This is a genomic window from Sphingomonas sp. GV3, assembly GCF_031082075.1.
In the GTDB taxonomy this organism is placed as follows: Bacteria; Pseudomonadota; Alphaproteobacteria; order Sphingomonadales; family Sphingomonadaceae; genus Sphingomonas; species Sphingomonas beigongshangi.
The window spans coordinates 575494-593893 of sequence record NZ_JARWLE010000001.1; the positions used below are offsets into that span (position 1 = coordinate 575494).

21 protein-coding genes are annotated in these 18400 nt (G+C 67.0%); 8 read left to right on the forward strand and 13 right to left on the reverse strand.

The features are described 5' to 3' along the window. Nucleotides 1–17 precede the first annotated feature (17 nt). A complete protein-coding gene (locus RF701_RS02605) occupies nucleotides 18–1703 on the forward strand; it encodes a bifunctional diguanylate cyclase/phosphodiesterase (RefSeq protein WP_210358810.1) in 1686 nt (561 codons plus the stop codon). A 73-nt stretch (nucleotides 1704–1776) separates the two neighbouring features. Here RF701_RS02605 and RF701_RS02610 read toward each other — a convergent pair whose 3' ends face one another. From RF701_RS02610 to RF701_RS02625, 4 genes are read right to left on the reverse strand one after another with little or no spacing between them, the layout of a single operon-like run. Continuing rightward, nucleotides 1777–2943, reverse strand: a complete 1167-nt coding sequence (locus RF701_RS02610) for a CCA tRNA nucleotidyltransferase (protein ID WP_308813997.1) — start codon at nucleotides 2941–2943, stop codon at nucleotides 1777–1779. Nucleotide 2944: 1 nt separating this feature from the next. Continuing rightward, nucleotides 2945–3553: a CoA pyrophosphatase gene (locus tag RF701_RS02615; protein ID WP_308813998.1), complete on the reverse strand. Its 609-nt coding sequence runs from the start codon at nucleotides 3551–3553 to the stop codon at nucleotides 2945–2947. Next, entirely contained in the window at nucleotides 3550–4116 is a 567-nt protein-coding gene (locus RF701_RS02620) for a DUF1285 domain-containing protein (protein WP_210358813.1), read from the reverse strand. The genes RF701_RS02615 and RF701_RS02620 overlap by 4 nt, the downstream gene beginning before the upstream one ends. A 39-nt stretch (nucleotides 4117–4155) precedes the next feature. After that, complete coding sequence (locus tag RF701_RS02625; RefSeq protein ID WP_308813999.1) at nucleotides 4156–4668, reverse strand: N-acetyltransferase; 513 nt, start codon at nucleotides 4666–4668, stop codon at nucleotides 4156–4158. A gap of 152 nt (nucleotides 4669–4820) precedes the next feature. On the opposite strand from RF701_RS02625, the gene RF701_RS02630 reads away from it, so the two are divergent. Then, complete coding sequence (locus tag RF701_RS02630) at nucleotides 4821–5204, forward strand: dihydroneopterin aldolase (RefSeq protein ID WP_210358815.1); 384 nt, start codon at nucleotides 4821–4823, stop codon at nucleotides 5202–5204. Here the strand turns inward: RF701_RS02630 and RF701_RS02635 are convergent. Next, on the reverse strand, nucleotides 5167–6069 hold the full coding sequence (locus RF701_RS02635; protein ID WP_308814000.1) for a hypothetical protein: 903 nt from the start codon (nucleotides 6067–6069) through the stop codon (nucleotides 5167–5169). The genes RF701_RS02630 and RF701_RS02635 overlap by 38 nt on opposite strands. 214 nt (nucleotides 6070–6283) lie before the next feature. Here RF701_RS02635 and RF701_RS02640 point away from each other — a divergent pair, with 214 nt between their 5' ends. From RF701_RS02640 to RF701_RS02655, 4 genes are all read left to right on the forward strand, one after another. Then, nucleotides 6284–6964, forward strand: a complete 681-nt coding sequence (locus RF701_RS02640; protein ID WP_288935577.1) for an energy transducer TonB — start codon at nucleotides 6284–6286, stop codon at nucleotides 6962–6964. A gap of 65 nt (nucleotides 6965–7029) precedes the next feature. After that, nucleotides 7030–7821 carry a MotA/TolQ/ExbB proton channel family protein gene (locus tag RF701_RS02645; RefSeq protein WP_203309819.1) on the forward strand — a complete coding sequence of 264 codons (792 nt, stop codon included), beginning with the start codon at nucleotides 7030–7032 and terminating at the stop codon, nucleotides 7819–7821. A gap of 94 nt (nucleotides 7822–7915) precedes the next feature. After that, nucleotides 7916–8392, forward strand: a complete 477-nt coding sequence (locus RF701_RS02650; RefSeq protein ID WP_203309820.1) for a biopolymer transporter ExbD — start codon at nucleotides 7916–7918, stop codon at nucleotides 8390–8392. A 28-nt stretch (nucleotides 8393–8420) separates the two neighbouring features. Then, nucleotides 8421–8849 (forward strand): biopolymer transporter ExbD, encoded by a 429-nt coding sequence (locus RF701_RS02655; RefSeq protein ID WP_203309821.1) that lies wholly within the window; start codon nucleotides 8421–8423, stop codon nucleotides 8847–8849. Nucleotides 8850–9457: 608 nt separating this feature from the next. Here RF701_RS02655 and dcd read toward each other — a convergent pair. From dcd to RF701_RS02675, 4 genes are all read right to left on the reverse strand, one after another. Then, nucleotides 9458–10012, reverse strand: coding sequence for a dCTP deaminase (gene dcd, locus RF701_RS02660; protein WP_203309822.1), 555 nt, complete (start codon nucleotides 10010–10012; stop codon nucleotides 9458–9460). 456 nt (nucleotides 10013–10468) lie between these two features. Further along, nucleotides 10469–10930 (reverse strand): cytidine deaminase, encoded by a 462-nt coding sequence (locus RF701_RS02665; RefSeq protein WP_308814001.1) that lies wholly within the window; start codon nucleotides 10928–10930, stop codon nucleotides 10469–10471. Next, nucleotides 10927–11604 carry a GH25 family lysozyme gene (locus RF701_RS02670; protein WP_308814002.1) on the reverse strand — a complete coding sequence of 226 codons (678 nt, stop codon included), beginning with the start codon at nucleotides 11602–11604 and terminating at the stop codon, nucleotides 10927–10929. Before RF701_RS02670 ends, RF701_RS02665 begins: the two co-directional genes overlap by 4 nt. Continuing rightward, complete coding sequence (locus tag RF701_RS02675; RefSeq protein WP_203309825.1) at nucleotides 11604–12086, reverse strand: UPF0262 family protein; 483 nt, start codon at nucleotides 12084–12086, stop codon at nucleotides 11604–11606. The genes RF701_RS02670 and RF701_RS02675 overlap by 1 nt, the downstream gene beginning before the upstream one ends. A gap of 79 nt (nucleotides 12087–12165) precedes the next feature. Here RF701_RS02675 and RF701_RS02680 point away from each other — a divergent pair, with 79 nt between their 5' ends. After that, nucleotides 12166–13656 carry a replicative DNA helicase gene (locus RF701_RS02680; protein WP_287978123.1) on the forward strand — a complete coding sequence of 497 codons (1491 nt, stop codon included), beginning with the start codon at nucleotides 12166–12168 and terminating at the stop codon, nucleotides 13654–13656. 74 nt (nucleotides 13657–13730) lie between these two features. Further along, a complete protein-coding gene (locus tag RF701_RS02685) occupies nucleotides 13731–14369 on the forward strand; it encodes a hypothetical protein (protein ID WP_308814003.1) in 639 nt (212 codons plus the stop codon). A 42-nt stretch (nucleotides 14370–14411) separates the two neighbouring features. Here the strand turns inward: RF701_RS02685 and RF701_RS02690 are convergent, their stop codons facing one another. The 4 genes from RF701_RS02690 to RF701_RS02705 are packed head-to-tail and all read right to left on the reverse strand — an operon-like array spanning nucleotide 14412 to nucleotide 18385. Continuing rightward, nucleotides 14412–15539, reverse strand: coding sequence for a GGDEF domain-containing protein (locus RF701_RS02690; protein ID WP_308814004.1), 1128 nt, complete (start codon nucleotides 15537–15539; stop codon nucleotides 14412–14414). Nucleotides 15540–15578: 39 nt separating this feature from the next. Then, entirely contained in the window at nucleotides 15579–16340 is a 762-nt protein-coding gene (locus RF701_RS02695) for a phosphoadenylyl-sulfate reductase (protein WP_308814005.1), read from the reverse strand. Continuing rightward, nucleotides 16333–16761 carry a DUF934 domain-containing protein gene (locus RF701_RS02700; protein WP_308814006.1) on the reverse strand — a complete coding sequence of 143 codons (429 nt, stop codon included), beginning with the start codon at nucleotides 16759–16761 and terminating at the stop codon, nucleotides 16333–16335. The genes RF701_RS02695 and RF701_RS02700 overlap by 8 nt, the downstream gene beginning before the upstream one ends. Then, nucleotides 16754–18385 carry a nitrite/sulfite reductase gene (locus RF701_RS02705; RefSeq protein WP_308814007.1) on the reverse strand — a complete coding sequence of 544 codons (1632 nt, stop codon included), beginning with the start codon at nucleotides 18383–18385 and terminating at the stop codon, nucleotides 16754–16756. The genes RF701_RS02700 and RF701_RS02705 overlap by 8 nt, the downstream gene beginning before the upstream one ends. Nucleotides 18386–18400 lie beyond the last annotated feature (15 nt).

Consider the following 18400-nt stretch of genomic DNA (forward strand, 5'->3'; position numbering starts at 1 on the left):
TGCGGTAGCAGGCTCGCATGGCAAGCGCCCCGACCGATGTCGCGACGACGCAGTCTGCCGAGCTGGAGATGCTCGCGCAGGACCTGGAGTTGATCCCGATTCCCGCGGTGCAGGTTGTTCGTAACGGCGAGGGCTTCGGTTTTCTGAGTTTCAACCGTGCCTATCGGCTTGCCGGACTGGGGGTCGTCGCGGAACGATCCGCGATGGTCCATGCGCTCGCGCCGCGAATCGACGCTTTCCTGCGTTCGACGGATCTGCGAAGCGATTTCGACTGGTCGATCGGCGAGGTGATCGACTGTCGCTATTACCGGGTTACGCTCGCCCGGCCCGCCTTGGCGGTGCGCGACCGGTGCCAGATCGGGCTCGTCGATCTGACCACGCAGATCCACACGGAACGCTCGCTGCGGCGGGAGATGACGACGGACAGCCTGACCGGTCTTCCGAACCGCGAGGGGTTCAGCGACCTCATCGAAGCGATCCAGGCCGATGGTCGCCGGCATGCGGTGCTCGTCATCGATCTCGATCGCTTCGGACGCCTCAACGCCTGTCTCGGCGGACTGGCCGGTGACGAGCTGCTGATCACGGTCGCGCGGCGGATCAAGGGCGCGCTGCGCGCGCGCGATTCGCTCGCGCGGATCGGCGGCGACGAATTCGGCGTCCTGATGGGCATCGATACGGTGCAAAGCGAGGCGGATCAGCTAGCGGACCGTATCCGACGCGCGCTGGCCGCGCCGTTCCGACTTAGCGATTATGAGATCGGCGTCGATTGCGCGATCGGCATCGCGCACGGCGACGACGCGATCGACGATGTCGAGGAGCTGATCCGAAACGCGCAATTCGCCGTCAAGGCGGCCAAGGCCGGGACGCAGGTCGAGTCCTACCAGACCGATGCCTTCGCCATCGCGCGCGAACAGTTCGCGATGGAGACCGCGCTGCGGCGTGCGATCGAACAATCGCGGCTCCGGCTCGCGTTTCAACCGATCTGCGACCTCTCGAGCGGCGAGATCGTCTCCTTCGAGGCGCTCGCGCGTTGGTGCGACACCGACGGGGTGGAGCAGGATCCCGGCACCTTCATCCCCGTGGCGGAGGAATCGGGGCTCATCGTGCCGCTCGGCCGCTGGGCGATGGAAGAGGCGGCGCGCACGCTCGTCTGGCTCGACGAGGCATGCGGGGGCCATTGCGGCATGCGCATGGCGGTCAACCTGTCGGCCATCCAGATCCAGCGCGACGACATCGCCTCGGTGGTCGAGGGCAGCTTGATCCGGCATGGGTTGCAGGGCGAGCGCTTCACGCTCGAACTGACCGAAAGCGCGATCGTCAGCGATCCGGATCGCACGGCGCAGGCGATGCACGCGCTGCGCTCGCTCGGCACCGTGCTTGCGATGGACGATTTCGGAACCGGCTATTCCAATCTCGCCTATCTGCAGCAGCTTCCGATCGACATTCTCAAGATAGATCGCAGCTTCGTGACCGAAATGCTTGCAGATAGGGACAAAATTGCCATCGTCCGTGCGATCCTCAGCCTCGCGCAGGCGCTGGGCATGAAGACCACGGCCGAGGGCGTGGAGTCGAACGAGCTTGCGCAAACGCTCGCCGCGCTGGGCTGCACCTATGGTCAGGGCTATCTCTATGCCCGACCGCTCGAAGCGGCGGACGCGCTCGCGCTGGTGAAGCGCATCAGAGGGCAATCCACCGTCGCATAGGGCCTGGCGGCCGGTGGGTCGGCCCGGCCATTGGCACCGCGCCGAACGGTCTCGAACGCATCCGGAACCGATATCAGGCGTCGAGCCCGATCGCGACCTCGCGATCCGCGATGGCCGCCACGCGTGCCGCATCGGGAAAGCCTTCCGCGATCCAGGCCGTCTCGATCCTCTTTAATGCGGCGGCGACGGCCGGACCCTTCGCAAGCCCGCGCTGCACCAGCGCACCACCGCCGATCGGCAGTTGCGGCGGCTGCCAATCGCGCAATGCCTCCACGGAGCGTCCCGCGAGCAGCAGTCGATCGATCGCGCTCTCGGATCCGACGCGATAGGCGAGGGCGCGAGGGCCTTCATCGCCTTCGCCCTGTGTAGCGGCGATCAGCCGCTTGCGGTCGGCGTTGGACAGTTTCAGCCGCGCACCGATCGCGTCCGCCGCTTCTGCGGGAACGAGCGCGGCGAGGCGACGGATCGGATCGGGCGTGATGCCGGCTGCCGCTTCGCGCGCGGCAAGCGCCGCGAGCGGCGCGGCATCGATAATCTCGGGCAGCACCGCGCGCAGCACGCCGTGTTCGATCATGACGTCGACGACGTCGATCGCCTTGGCAGCGACCAGCAGCTTAAGCAGCTCGGCGGCGATCCGTTCGCGTGACAATGCCATCAGGTCGTTGGCGCGCAGGCGACATGCGGCCAGCCCCTCTTCGTCGATCGCGTCGCCGAATCGCGCATGGAAGCGGAAGAAGCGCAGGATGCGCAGATGATCCTCGGCGATCCGCTGCAGCGGGTCGCCGATGAAGCGGACGCGCCCGTTGGACAGGTCGTCGAGGCCGCCGAAATAGTCGAACACTTTACCGGAGCGGGGGTCCGCATAGAGCGCATTGATCGTGAAGTCGCGGCGGGCAGCATCCTCGCGCCATGTGTCGGTGAAGGCGACGATCGCATGGCGGCCGTCGGTCGCCACGTCGCGGCGCAACGTGGTGATCTCGACCGGTCCCGACGGCAGCACCGCGGTAACCGTGCCGTGCGCGATGCCGGTGGGGATCGCCCGGATGCGGGCGGCTGCGAGCCGCTCCATCACCTCGGCGGGGGGCACCGTAGTGGCAAGGTCGATATCCGCCGGCGCGAGCCCTAGCAGCGTGTCGCGAACAACGCCGCCGACGAGGCGCGCGGCGTCGGGGCCGCCGATCGCGTCGACCAGCGTGTCGAAGCCGTCGCGGCTGCGGATGGCGTCCAGGGGCAAGCTCATGTCAGGCGGCCTCGCGTGGCCAGGCTAGCCTGCGCGACAGGTTGACGATCATCGCGGCGGTCGCGCCCCAGATGCGGCGATCTTCCCAGAGAATTTCGTAATAATGACGCCGCCGGCCCTTCCACATCGCGCTGGCTTCCCGCTGATTGGCCGGATCGAGCAGGAAGTCGAGCGGAACCTCGAATACGGAGGCCACCTCCGCCTCGCTCGCGCGCAGCGGCAGGTCGGCGGGGACGGTGGCGAGCACCGGGGTCACGGCAAAGCCGGTCACGGTCAGATACCGGTCGATCGGTCCGATCACGCTGACGGCGGAAGGAGGCAGCGCAATCTCTTCGGCGGCTTCGCGCACCGCAGCCTCGACGGCGGTTTCGCCGGGGTCGAGACGTCCGCCGGGAAAGGCGACCTGCCCCGCATGATTGCGCAGCGTCTCCGTGCGCTGCGTCAGCAGCACGCCCGGCCTCGGGCGATCGGTGATAGCGACCAGCACGGCGGCGGGGGTCAGATCGGCGCCCTCCCGCGTCTCGAGCTCGCGATTGTCGCCGGTCAGCAACACCGGCGCAGCGCGGCTCCCCGCGTCGAGCGCGTCGCGCAACCGCTTGGCCAGCATCATGCCGCGACGTCCAGCGGGAAGAAGGCACCGCCGCTCCATACGCCGGCCGGCGTCGTATCGCTGGCGAGGGCACGCTCCGCCAATTCGTAATAGACCGGACGTGCGAGACGCGCCTCCAGCCCGGCGCGCACGTGCAGATAGGGGCGCGGGCCGTCCGAGCCTTGCGCGAAGCGCAGCGCATGATCGGCATCGGCCGTGACCAGATCGCCGGTATTCAGCTGGAAGGCCAGCCTCGCGTCTCGTCCCTCGCCCTCGGCCTTCATCCCGACCGCCACGAACGGCACGTCATCGACGGCGATGTCCAGTTTCTCGACCGGGGTGACGAGAACGTAGCGCCCGTCCGCCTCCCGCCGCAGGATCGTTGAGAATAGCCGGACCATTGCAGCGCGACCGATCGGGCTGCCCTGATGAAACCAGGTGCCGTCGGCCGCGATGCGCATCTCGCTGTCACCGCAATGCTGCGGATCCCATTTCTCGACCGGCGGGAGACGTCGTTGATCGACGAGGGCGGCGATCTCGGCGAGGCTGAGCGAGGCAAGATCAGGCAATGCGTCCATCGGCATGGACCGGGAGGTAGGGGTGCGCGGCGACGTCGTAAAGGTTCAGGCGACCGCCGCGTTTGCCGGGGACACCATTCCCGCCTGCGTCGGCACGGCATCGCCCTTGGCAAGCAGGCGCCGCATCTCCACAGGACCGGGAAGACGCCAGGCGCCCGTGCGGGCGGCGTCGAACCCGAAAAAGCGGCCGTAATATTCCGGATCGCCGATCAGCATCATCGCGCCGTCGCGGCCGGTGTCGTGCGCGGCCCGCAGGGTGTGCGTCATCAGCATGCGGCCGATGCCGTCACGTTGCCGTTCGGGTGCGACGGCGACGGGGCCGATCATCACCATGTCGTGCTCGGTCCCGTCATCCGCCTTGAGGAGGACCGGCCAACACTGGATCGTACCGACGAGGACGGCATCGTCGACCGCGGCGAAACTCAGCGATGCGATCGCCCTGCCGTCGCCGCGGACCCTGTAGGCGGTGCGCTCATGGCGCCCCGGACCGAAGGCGCGGTCGAGAAGCGCCTCGACGGCGGTGGCATCGACGGTGCTGAGCGGCACGAAGGCGATCACGGACGAGCTCCGGACATGAAGCGGACGAGGGAAGGCGGAGGCGCGCGCATGCCGCCGCCGTCTCGCGAGCGCAAGCACGATCGTGGCGGGGCGGGACGCGCCGGCACGCGCGGCCATTGCCGTGCTCGTCCGCCGGGCCTAGGGGCGGCGCCATGCAAGACACGCTTCAGCTGGAAGTCCACGATCTCGAGGTCCAGGTTCTCACCGGCATATATTCGGAGGAAACGCACCTTCCGCAGCCGTTGCGCATCTCGATCACGGTCGATCTCGTCTGTCAGGACCATTTCGCGCCGGACACGCCGCTGACGGCGTCGAAGAACTACCTCGACCTGAAGCACGCCGCGACGAGCGCGCTGCCGCCCGGCGTGCACTTCACGCTGGTCGAAGCCGTCGCGGACCATATCTGCGAAACCTTGCTGATCGGCGACCCGCGCGTGCTGCGCGTCGAGGTCAAGATCGTCAAGCTGGCGATCGCGGAAGCGGGAGAGGCGATCGGGATCAGGCTGGTCCGCCATCGCCGCCAGGCGCCGGCGTAGCGCCGTGCGCGCGTCCGCATCGGCCCAGCCGCGCGATCACCAGCGCGTAATCCTCCTGCGCTGCGGCCGCGTCGGCGGCGGCGAGCGCCGCGGTGCTGCGCGCCGGTAGGGCCGCGGGGAGCGCGCAGGCGAGGCGATACCACAGCAATGTGTCACGCGCGGGCGGGGCGGCGGCTTCGTCGACGATCTCGGAGAGCGCGACCGCCCAGCGCGGCTGTTCGCCCGGCCGGCGCAGGATCGACAGCGAGACGGGCGCGCCGTTCGCCGTCGTCAGGAACACCTGTGTCTCGCTCTCACCCGGCAGGGCGCCGGGCACGTGGAAGGCATTGCCGACTCCGGTGATGACGGGCGGCGCATCGGTCGCCACCAGATCGCGCGCGATCTGCCGCACGCGCCCGTCGTCGTCGGCGTTCCACCACCTCTGGCCGTCCAACGTGACCAGCTGGACCTGTCCAGGCGTCGACGGCACCGGTCTCGCGAACAGCAGCACCCGCGCCTTCTTTAGACGCGGCGGACTGCCGTTCGCGTCGGGAAGCACGTCGACGATATAGCCGATGCGGGGCGGCAGCCCGTCGGCACCGCGGACGAGGGCGGAGACGTCCGCCTCGACGTAGAAGCGGCTCCGGCCGGGGGAGACGCCGGCCGCGTCCGCGCCTTTCAGCCGGGTGGCGGACCGGATCGTGGCGTCGGCGATGATCGGCGAGGCCGAAACGAGATCGACGAGGTCGGCGTAAGGCGTTGCATCGCGGGACATTTCCGATTCGCGATCCGCAGAGGCGATAGCTTGAGCCCGAATCATGGCGGAATTGGGGAGAGCGAGCAGGAAGCCCGCGAGCGGGAAGGCGAGGCGAAAAGCGCGATTCATGCGGCTTTCCCTAGCCCTGACGCCCTGAACGATACAGAAATAAAAGTGTCGCAAGCCGATTGTACGTTTGTTGCGTCCGACAAAGCGTTTGCGTGTCGACGGGCGTGGCGATAGGACTATGCCACTGCGAAGCGCGGCGACAGCCGTGGCAGGGGTCGCGTGCGTTCTCCCCCGGGGCGACCGCGAACCGAGATTTAGGGAGTGTCGTTGCTGAATGGCCTATGCTGACCAGAAGATGTCCGGTGGCAGGGTGGTCGCGATCGTCATCGTCGCGCTGATCCATGCTGCACTGGGCTATGCCTTCGTCACTGGTCTTGCGACCAATTTCGTGAAGAAGGCCCAAGAAAAGCTTAACACGTTCGACGTCGAGGAGCCGCCGCCCCCGCCGCCGGACGAACCGCCGCCGCCGCCGCCCGATACGCCGATGACGCCGCCTCCGGTCGTCTCGCCGCCGCCGATCGTGCAGAATCCGAACCCGCCGCCCGTCGTCATCGCGACGGTGCCGACGCCGCCGCCGGTCATCAACATGACCCCGATCGCGGCGCCGCCTGCACCGCCCGCGCCGCCGGCCGCGCCGCCGGCTCCGCCGCGCGTCGCATCGCCGGTGAGTCCCCGTGGCGACCAGAGCTCGTGGTTCCCGCAGGACAGCTATCCGCCCGCGGCGCGTCGCGCCGGTGCGGAAGGCCGAGTCAGCGTGTCGGTTACGGTCGGGACCAACGGTCGCGTCACCGCCTGCTCGGTAACGTCGTCCAGCGGCAACTCGGATCTCGATACGGCGACCTGCAACCTGGCAAAGCGCAACGGCCGCTTCAACCCGGCCAAGGACGCCAGCGGTAACGCGATCGAAGCGACCTACGCGCTCCGCGGCGTTCGCTGGAAGCTCGAGAACGAATGATCTTTACGGTGGCCGGACGGGGTCCGGTCACCGAATTACCAATTGAACGAGAGGGATTACTCACAATGCTCACCACCATCCTCGCGGCGGGCGGCACCGCGGCCGCCGAGAACCAGTTCGGTCTGCAGCAGGCGCTCAAGGAAGGCGGCCTGATCTCGCAGTCGGTGTTCTCGATCCTGGTCCTGATGTCGGTCGTCTCCTTCTACATCCTGTTCTCGAAGCTTTTCGAGCAGCAGAAGATCCTCAACCAGGCGAAGCGCGTCCGCCAGGGCTTCTGGCAGTCGAACAGCCTGAAGGAAGGCTCGGCCAAGCTCGAGAAGAACTCGGCCTACAAGCAGCTGGTCGACGACGGCCTGGCCGCGCAGGAGCAGCATGCGAAGCTGACCGATCCGGTCGAGGCGCATGACTGGCTGCACGGTTCGCTGGCCCGTTCGGAAGCGGCGATCAACTCGAAGCTGGGCGGTGGCCTGGCGTTCCTCGCGACCGTCGGCGCGACCGCGCCGTTCATCGGTCTGTTCGGTACCGTGGTCGGCATCTACCGCGCGCTGATCAAGATCGGCGCGTCGGGCGATCCGTCGATCGACAAGGTCGCCGGTCCGGTCGGTGAGGCGCTCATCATGACCGCGCTCGGTCTGGTCGTCGCGGTTCCGGCCGTGCTCGCCTACAACTGGCTGCAGCGTCGCAACAAGTCGATCGCGGAAGACCTGTCGGCCTTCTCGAACGACGTGCTGGGCTTCCTCGCCTCGAACGGCGCGGTGAAGCCGTCGATCGCCGGTGCGGCGCCCAAGGCGCCGGTGAAGCCGGCGGCGGCTACCACGACCGCCGGTCAGGCGGGCGGCGTGCAGACCCGTTCGTAAGAATGAAAGAGGGGCGGGACGGCGTCCGCGTCGTCCCGCACCCCGGCCGATGTATCAGGCGTCGGCCACATTGAATGGATAGGATGGATCGCGCATGGCGATGAGTGCTGGCGGGGGCGACCCCGAAAAACCGATGTCGGACATCAACACCACGCCCCTCGTGGACGTGATGCTGGTTCTGCTCATCATCTTCCTGATCGCGGTTCCTGTGGCGATCCAGACCGTCAAGGGCATCAAGCTGCCCCAGGTCCGCTTCGACCCGACCGTGACCAAACCCGAGAACGTATCCCTCTCGGTCACGACCAAGCCGGACGGCAGCTGCGCGGTGTATTGGGGCACGGCGCCGGTGACGAGCAAGGAATTGCTGGATCGCGCCGTTGCCAAGCTGAAGGCGGAGATCGATCGCCAGGGCGGCCCCGGCAACCCTGCGCTCGAACTGCCGGAAGCGCATATCCGTGGTGACGTGAACACGCCGTACAAGTGCGTGGGCGGCACGATCTACACGATGCAGCAGGCGGGCTTCGCGCGCGTCGGCTTCATTTCGCAACCGCCTGCCGGCGGCGGCGCATAAGCTGCGGCCAGGAGTGGAGTAAGCCGATATGGCAATGAGTGGTGGCCGCGACGACGGCGAGCCGATGATGGAGATGAACACGACGCCGTTGATCGACGTCATGCTCGTGCTTCTCATCATGTTCATCATTACCCTTCCGATCCCGACCCATGCGGTCAAGGTCGACTTGCCGGTCAACGACCCGCGGCAGCAGAAGCCGCCCGTCGACCCGCAGAAGAACAAGATCACGATCGATGCGGCCGGTACCGTGTCGTGGAACGGCACGCCGGTGGATCTGGTGACGCTGCGTCAGTATCTGGACGTTGCGGCGAACATCAATCCGGAGCCGGAGCTGCACTTCCAGCCCGATCCGACGGCCAAGTACGAAAAGGTCGACGAGACGCTGGCGGTGATCAAGCGTTCGAACGTGACCAAGCTCGGTTTCATCGGGAACGAGCAGTATCGCAACGACTTCTGATACGTTTCTGTATCGGACGTGAGCGGGGCGGCCTCTTCGGAGGCCGCCTTTCTTTTGCCTGCGACGATCGCCGCCCGGGGCATTTATCGGGCGGCCGGGAGGCGAAGGCGGTCTAGGTACGCGCGGCGACTTTCTAAGCGCCGCTTTGCCTTCGCTCGCAACCGCTGTGCCGTCGCCGGTCGGATATGCAGGGCTCATGCACCGGCAACGTGTTGAGGCGTCGCTGTCGTGTGCCAGCCGTCCGCGGTAGCGGGCCGAGGGCACGCGACGTCATTCGCTCTCGCGTTATTTTGACAGCGGCGTGCGCCGACGCCAATTGCAGCGGCGCGCCACATCGGACCGAGCCCGCATTAGCCGTCGCGATGACGATGGCCGGCCCCGCCGATCGCATCACGGTAGCCGGGTAATGCACCGTACCGACCTGACGTCGACGGTTCCACCAACGATGGCGTTTGGATCGGTCGCAACACGAATGTCGCACGGCATGGGGCTGACGATCGGCGAACCGGCCTGCGATGATCGTGTCGGAAGTGGGGACGCGGCCGGCACGCCCACATTCCGCTTTCCCCGATCCGTGCTGTCGCGATCGGGGCTGTCGCGGACGAAGTCTACAACCTGGGCAGGGTGACGCCGCGCTGGCCCATGTACTTGCCGGCGCGGTCGGCATAGCTGACCTCGCACGGTTCGTTGCCTTTGAGGAAAAGGAACTGGCACGCGCCCTCATTGGCGTAGATTTTCGCGGGCAGGGGCGTCGTGTTGGAGAATTCGAGCGTGACGTGACCCTCCCAGCCTGGTTCGAGAGGGGTCACGTTGACGATGATCCCGCAGCGCGCATAGGTGGACTTGCCGAGGCAGATGACCAGGACATCGCGCGGCACGCGGAAATATTCCACCGTACGCGCCAAGGCGAAGCTGTTGGGCGGGATGATGCATACGTCGGTCTTGCGATCGACGAAGCTGTTCGAGGCGAAGTCCTTTGGATCGACCAACGCATTGTCGACGTTTGTGAAAATCTTGAACTCATCCGCGACGCGCGCATCATAGCCGTAGGAGGAGAGGCCGTAGCTGATGCAGCCGTCGCGCCGCTGCGCTTCGACGAACGGCTCGATCATGCCCTGCTGCTGCGCGGCCTCACGAATCCAGCGATCGGACAGAATGGACATCGGCACTTCCCCCAGGCGGACGCGCGTTCCATCGCCGGATTGCGCGTCGAGGGCAAGCGCGCGCCGGGCGTGGCTGCGACGAACGCCCCGAGCAGGGTCGGCTTCGCGGATTGCCGGCACTAGGACCACCGAGCGCGCGTGCAGGCGCATTGAGGGCAAGCGCGCGAGGGGCGGTTGAGACAAACGCGTCGAGCTGGGTCGGCCTTGCCGATGGATGGCGCTAGGACCGCCGATTGGGCGTGCACGCCCAGATGTCGCTAACCGCCCCGAAACACCCGTGCGTGCACGTGTCCAGGCGTGATACTCGGCGACCGGGCGGAGCCTTGCAAACGGGAAGGCGAGGGGAGGCCTCAAGCGGCTGTGCGCATGGGAGGCAGCGAGCGGGGACGAACCCGACACCGTGTCAGCCCGGCGGCGTATCCATCATGCTCTGCCGCCGGATGGTCCGACGAAGCGTCAGCCGATCCCCAGATCCGCAGGCCCGAATGCGGCCGGGAGGAGCTGCGACAGGCGGTAGCTCGCGACCGCCTCGCCCTCCGCCGCGCCGCAGTGGATCACGATGTCGCGACCGCCCATTTGCGCGGCTTCGTTCAGCACCTGGCGGCACCGGCCGCAGGGGCTGACGGGCGCGGTTCCGGTCGCGCGTCCGTCCGCATCCATCGCACCGCCGATGACGCCCACCGCCACCACGTCGCGCAGCCGTCCCGCCGCACTGGCCGTGGCGATCGCGACCGTTTCCGCGCAGAGCGACAGGCCGTAGCTCGCGTTCTCGACATTTGCCCCCTGGACGATGCTGCCGTCGGTCATCAACAGCGCGGCCCCCACCGCGAACCGCGAATAGGGGGCATGGGCATTCGCCGCCGCGGTCCTGGCAGCGGCGATGAGCCGGCGGATGTCGGAGTCAGGCGTATCGATCATGATGCTACTACGTCCCAGTTCACGGGGCCTTCGATGCCGTCGATGCGGCGGAAATCGCTCGATCGCCACATGCGCCACGGGCGTGTCGCGTAGGACGGCGCAAGGATGTTGCCGATCGCCCACAAGGGGCGGTCGATCGCGCCGCTGATCTGATACGCCCGCTCGACGGGCTTGGCGACGCGCAGCAGCACGGGTTTGCGCATATGCGTCTCCACCATCGCGATGAAGCGCGTCAGCTCCGCGACCGCCTTCGTGCGCTCGGGGCGATCGGGACAATCCTCCCTGAACGAAATGTCGACGGCCGGCGGCAACGCATCCGCCGCGCGGGGAACGAACGCGTTGAAGGCGTTGGCCTGCGCGACGGCAGGCTGACAAAAGGAATAGAGGTGGACGGCGCCCCGCCGCAGACCCGCCTCGGGAAGCGCGGACCAATTCCATTCGAAGGCCGCATCGCGGACATCGGCGCCGTCGGTGGCGACGAGATAGGCGAAATCCGCGCCGCGTGCCCGCACCATTCCCCACTCGATCGGGCGCGGGTTCCGGTCCAGATCGATGCCCTGCAACGGGTAACGCTCGGCGCCGGGATGCCACGCCGTCGCATAGCTCCAGCCGGCGATGGCGATCGCGCCTGCCGCGATCAAAGCGCCGACGCCCTTGAGGAATGCGTAGGCCATCAGCCGCGCAGATGCAGGACGCAAATGAGGGTGAACAGACGCCGCGCGGTGTCGAAATCGACGTCGATCTTCCCGGCGAGGCGGTCGCGGAGCATGTCGGCGGCATCATTGTGGATGGCGCGGCGGGCCATATCGACGGTCTCGATCTGTTGCGGGGTCGCCGCCCGTATCGCCTGGTAGTAACTATCGCAAATGGCAAAATAATCTTTGATCGGCCGACGGAATCGGCCGAGCGCCAGGACCAGCGTCTCGAGATGCGAGTCGTCGGCGCGATGGATGTGGATGCCCAGCCGCCCCTCCGCCGATTCGAGCCGTATGCGGTAGGGACCCGCATAGCCGTCCGGATGGACGCGCTGCGGGGCGAAGTAATTCCCTTCGAGAATGTCGAAGATCGCGATCCGCCGCTCCTGCTCGACGTCGGCGGAGCGCCAGCCGATGCTGGTCTCGTCGAGGTCGATGGCGATGATGCGCGGATCGGGCATCGTCGTCGGATAGAGGCGTTGGCCGCATACGACAATTCCGAGTTTGTCGCGCACCGATCCCCGGGGGTATGAGAGGCGGATGGCGACTCTGGCATTCCCGACCCCCACGGCTGCGGCCGAACCGATGCACCTGCCCCGCAACGTCGAGGCGGAAGCCGCGATGCTCGGCGCGATGATGATCGACAATCGGCTCGCCGACGACCTGGTCGACCGACTGGAGCCCGCGCATTTCTACGAACCGGTTCACGGGCGTATCTTCGCCGCAATTAAAACGCTTCGTTCCAATGACATGCTTGCGACTCCTGTCACGCTTCGACCGATGTTCGAGGCCGACGAGGGCATGAAGGAGCTGGGCGGTCCCGCCTATCTGGCGCAGCTGACGGGATCGGGCGCCGGCCTGATCGGCGCCCGCCAGTTCGCCACCCAGATCTACGATCTCGCAATGCTCCGCGCGCTAGTCAGCGTCGGCCGGACGCTGGTCGAGCGGGCGATGGACACGTCGGAGGAGGTCAATCCCCGCGCTCAGATCGAGGCCGCCGAGGAGGAATTGTACAAGGTCGCGGGTGACGGCGGGGTCGAGAACTCGATCAAGAGCTTCGCGCAGGCGACGACCATGGCGGTCAAGATGGCCGAACGCGCGCTGAATTCCGGCGGCAACCTGTCGGGCGTCACGACCGGCCTCGATTCGGTGAATGCGAAGATCGGCGGCATGCACCATTCGGATCTGATGATCCTTGCCGGCCGCCCCGGCATGGGCAAGACGTCGCTGGCGACCAACATCGCCTTCAATGCGGCGCGGCGCTGGATGCGCGACATGGCGGACGGCATTCCTCCGAGCGAATCGGTCGGCGCGAAGGTCGCGTTCTTCAGCCTCGAAATGAGCGCGGACCAGCTGGCGACGCGTATCCTCGCGGAACAATCGGGCATCAGTTCCGAGAATCTGCGCATGGGCAAGATCAGCAAGGCGGAGTTCGGCCAGCTCGCCGCCGCTGCCGCCGAACTGGAAAACCTGCCCTTCTTCATCGACGACACGGGCGGCCTATCGATCAGTGCGCTGCACACGCGCGTCCGCAGGCTGCAGCGCCGGCACAACAACCAGATCGGCCTCGTCGTCGTCGACTATCTGCAGCTGCTGACCAGCGGCAAGGGCAGCAACGAGAATCGCGTGCAGGAGATTTCCGAAATCAGCCGCGGTCTGAAGACGCTGGCCAAGGACATGAACGTGCCGGTGCTGGCGCTGTCGCAGCTGAGCCGCGCGGTCGAAAGCCGCGAGGACAAGCGGCCGATGCTGTCCGATCTGCGCGAATCGGGATCGATCGAGCAGGACGCGGACATGGTCTGGTTCGTGTTCCGCGAAGACTATTACACCGCGCAGCGCGAGCCCAAGCGTCCGATGGAGGGCGACGATACCAAGATATTCGAAGATCACGCCAAATGGGCAGCCGACATGGAGCGCGTCTATGGTCTCGCCGAGTTGATCGTCGCCAAGCAACGTCACGGCGCAACTGGCAAGGTGGTGCTGAAGTTCGACCCGACGATCACGCGCTTCTCGGACTATGCCGGCTATTGAGCGATAGGGCCGCGGCGGAACCTGCGCGGATGTGAACTCGTTTGCGCCTCCTGTTCATTGCAGGAGGAGCGAAGATGCACAGGATCCTGAAACTGGCGACCGCCGTGTCCGGTCTGGCGCTGATCGCCGGCCCAGCCCTTGCCGAAGGCAAGACGGATCGCGCCCGGGCCGCGATCGCCGAGGCGCGCGGCAAGGTCGAGACCCTCGGTACGATCAATGCCGCTGGCGACGTGCCCCGCCTCGTCGCCCAAGCCCAGGCCGCATTGCGGACCGCGGAGGACGACCTGAAGGGCAGTCACAAGGAACAGGCGATCGCCGATGCGCATCGTGCATCCGAACTCGCCGATACCGCGATAGGCCTGTCGCAGAAGCAGCAGCAGCAGTCGCAGGCGGCGGACGTCGCCGCGGCGGCCGCGACGACGGCCGCGGCGGAGCGTCAGGCCGCCGATGCGAATGCCCGTGCCGCTGCCGCCGAGCAGGCGGCTGACGCGGCGGCCGCGGATGCCGCGGCGGCGCGCACCGCCGCGGCGACTCCCGCGCCGGCGCCCGCACCGCAGCCGGTGACCGTGACGACCGAAACGACGAAGGTCGCGTCGGCCAGCACGACGCAGGCCGCCCCCCGCCGCACGGTTCGCCGCGTCGTACATCATCGTACGACCAAGCGCGCGCCGACGGTGACGGAAAAAACCACGACGACCGTATCCACCAACTGATCCGGACGCCGCCTCCCTCGCCTGGGGGCGGCGGCCCCGACTTCAGGCGGCGCGCGCGATCACCCGCGCGCGCTTCGCCGCATAGAGTTCACGGTCGGCCCGACCGATCGTCGCTTGCAGCGCATGATCGTCGTCGCTCCAGCGCGCGATCCCAAAGCTGAACCGCCACGCGGGTACTTCGTCGTGCGACTTGCTCATCGCTGCGAACCGTCCGGCCAATCCGGTCATGCCGGTCGGTTGCGCCGGCAGGAGGACGAGGAATTCGTCGCCGCCCAGACGTATGGCTTCGCCGCCGAACCCGTCCGCCTCGGTCTTCAAGACCTTGGCGATCCGCGCAAGGACGATGTCCCCGGCCTCATGACCGTGTGTGTCGTTGATTTGCTTGAAATGATCGACATCGATGATGACGATGGCCGTCCCGTTCCTGGCCCATGCCGGGCCGTGGTCGGTCAGCCAGGCCCGGTTCCGCAATCCGGTCAGCGCGTCGCGATAGCCACTGGCACGCAGTCTTGCGATGGCGCGGGCGCCCGGCATCGCCAGCAGGCCGACATAGACGATCAACAACAACGGAATGTGGCTGAGGTAGGCGACCCGGGCAGCCGCATCGAGCGCCGCGTCCTGATGGAAATGGCTGGCGAGCGAAACGAGATAGCTCGGGACGAAGCCGAGCATCGTCCAGCCGACGATCCGGCGCCAGCCGGTGTGCGGCACGGGCAGGGCGCGGGCGAGGCTGACGCCACCCATCGTCAGCGAGAGCGTCAAGGCGATCGCCGCGGGGATGGTGATGCTCCCGGCGGGAAGGTACAACGATCCGAGGGCGAAGGCGGCGGGCGGCGGTAGCGCGATGACGGCGGTCATCGCCACGGAAAGCGGTGTCCGCTCGAACCGGCGGATGCCGCTGACGATCAGTGCCGTCGATCCGGCCAGCAGCAGGTAACTGAGCACGCCCAACGGCCGCGACACGGGCGCCGGCGGCATCAGCTGGGCCAGGATGCCCGCGCCATAGGCCAGGCCCGCCGCCGACCATTCCAGAAGGTATCCCGCGTAGAGGTAGCGCGTCCACAGCACCAGAAAGGCCGCGCCGAACGTGAAGGCGATCAGCGCGGCGGCAAAGCAGATGGTGAAATTATCGATCGGCAACATCATCACCGCGATGATGATCCAGATCAATTAAACATTGCTTGATGGCGACGGCACACGCGCCGACTTTTACTCAGGACGCGGCGCATCGCCGACAATTGGGGCAACATGGATGCCGCATTCCACTTTGTCCCAGCCGCGCCAACGACCCGCGCGGGGGTCCTCGCCAGGTCGCACCTTGCTGGTGCAGGGCGCACATCCGATCGACAAATATCCCTGTGCCTCCAAGGGGTGGCGGGGAAGGTCGTGGTAAGCGAAATAGGCGTCGAGGTCCGCCTTGGACCAGTCCGCGAGCGGATTGATCTTTATACGACCCGCATCGTCTTCGAACCGGGGCAGGGCGGCGCGGGTACCGGCCTGGAAGCCCTTGCGGCCTGAAATCCAGGCGTCGAAGGGCGCCAGCGCGCGCGCCAGCGGCTCGACCTTGCGCAGCGCGCAGCAACCGTCGGGGTCGTAGGACCAGCGCGTGCCCGCGGGGTCGCGATCGGCGATCCGTCGGGGATCGGGCCGATAGACGCGAAGGTCGGTGAGGCCGAGCCGCTCGACCAGCATGTCACGATAGGCGAGCGTCTCTCCGAACATCTTCTGCGTGTTGGTGAAGATGACGGGGAGGTCCGGGTCGATCGCCGCGACCATGTGGAGCAGCACGGCGGATTCGGCGCCGAACGACGATACCGCCGCGACGCGACCGTTCAACGGCCCCGCGAGAAGGTCGCGGAGCATCGCCGGCGCGGCGACGCCGGCGTACCTGCGCTCCAGTGCCTCCGCATCGGCAGGCGTGAAGGCGGGAAGCGTATCGATGACGTCGACCTGTCGCCGGGGCTCACCCATGACGGCGCTTCCACACCGGTACGATTTCGTCCGCGGCGGCCTGGTAGCGGTAGGCATAGCGATCGAGCGCGCGCGCGACGGCCGCATCGTCGAGCGGCACCTGCGGCGCGAACCCGTCGAAGCCGCAGCGCCGCATCAGCGGCAGCTGATCGACGAGGACATCGCCGGCGGCGCGCAGCTCGCCCGTATATCCCGCCTCGCGCAGGATACGCGCGGAGGAATAGCCGCGACCGTCGCGGAACGTGGGGAAGCTCACCTCGACCAGCCGCAGCCGATCGAGATGCGGGACGAGCGCCCGCGCATCTTCTCCGGCCTCCAGCCGCACGGCGGTGGCGTTGCTCTGGCCGAGGAAGGCGTCGAGCGTGACCGCGGGTTCGTCCTGCGCTTCGTCGTCGCGGAAGCGGAGCATTGCCTCAGCCATAGATCGCGTCCTTGAACGGTGCGAAGCCGACGCGCCGATAGGTGTCCAGGAAACGCTCTCCCGCCTTACGCTCGGCGAGATAGCGGTCGGTGACCCGCTCGATCGCGTCGACCACCCCGTCCTCGTCGAATCCCGGCCCGGTGATCTTGGCGAGGCTGACGTCCTCGGCGCCCGAGCCGCCCAGCGACAATTGGTAGTTTTCCGTGCCTTTCCGATCGACGCCGAGAATGCCGATATGCCCGGCGTGATGGTGGCCGCAGGCGTTGATGCAGCCCGAGATCTTGAGCTTCAGTTCGCCCAGCTCCCGCTGCCGGTCGCGATCGGCGAAGCGGGTCGCGATCTTCTGCGCGAGCGGGATCGAGCGTGCGTTGGCGAGGCTGCAGTAATCGAGGCCGGGGCAGGCGATGATGTCGGTGATGAGGTCGAGGTTGGGCTCCGCGAGCCCCGCCTCGACGAGCGCGCGCCACAGGTCTTGGAGATCGCGCTGGCGGACATGCGGCAGCACGATGTTCTGCGCATGGGTGACGCGCAATTCGTCGAACGAATAGCGCTGCGCGAGGTCGGCGAGACGGTCGATCTGGTCCGCGGAGGCATCGCCCGGAATACCGCCGACGGGTTTGAGGCTGACGTTGACGATCGCATAGCCCGGCGCCTTGTGCGACCGGACGTTCTGATCGATCCAGACGGCGAAATCGGGGTCGTCGCGCTCGACATGCGCCGATAGGCCGGTCTCGAAGGCGGGGGCTGCGAACATCGCGGCGATCCGCTCGAGCTCGGCGCGGGGCGGATCGAGGCCGAGCTGCTTGACCGCGACGAACTCCTCCTCGACCTGGCGACGATATTCGTCCGCGCCGATCTCGTGCAGCAGGATCTTGATGCGCGCCTTGTAGATGTTGTCGCGCCGTCCGTATCGGTTGTAGACACGTAGACACGCTTCGAGATAGCTCATCAGATCGTCGGCGGCGACGAAGTCGCGGATCAGGTGGCTGATCATCGGCGTGCGGCCCATGCCGCCACCCACGTAGATCTGCGCGCCGATCCCGCCGTTCTGCGCGACCAGCCGGATGCCGATGTCGTGCAGCCGCATGGCCGCACGATCTTCCTCAGCGGCGATCACCGCGATCTTGAACTTGCGCGGCAGATAGCTGAATTCCGGGTGGAAGGTGCTCCATTGCCGGATCAGTTCCGCCCAGGGGCGCGGGTCCGCCACCTCGTCGGCGCTGGCGCCCGCATATTGATCGGCGGAGATGTTGCGGATGCAATTGCCGCTGGTCTGGATGGCATGCATCTCGACCGTCGCCAGCTCGGCGAGGATATCTGGCGCGTCCGCCAGCTTGATCCAGTTGAACTGGATGTTCTGCCGCGTCGTGAAGTGGCCGTAGCCCCGGTCATAGGTGCGCGCGATGTGCGCGAGCATCCGCATCTGGCGGCTGTCGAGCGTGCCATAGGGCACGGCGATTCGCAGCATATAGGCGTGCAACTGCAGATAGAGCCCGTTCATCAGCCGCAGCGGCTTGAACTGGTCTTCCGTCAGTTGCCCCGACAGGCGGCGTTCCACTTGATCGCGGAATTCGTCGACGCGCGCGTCGACGATGCTCTGGTCATATTCGTCGTAACGATACATCTTGCGTCTTCCTCC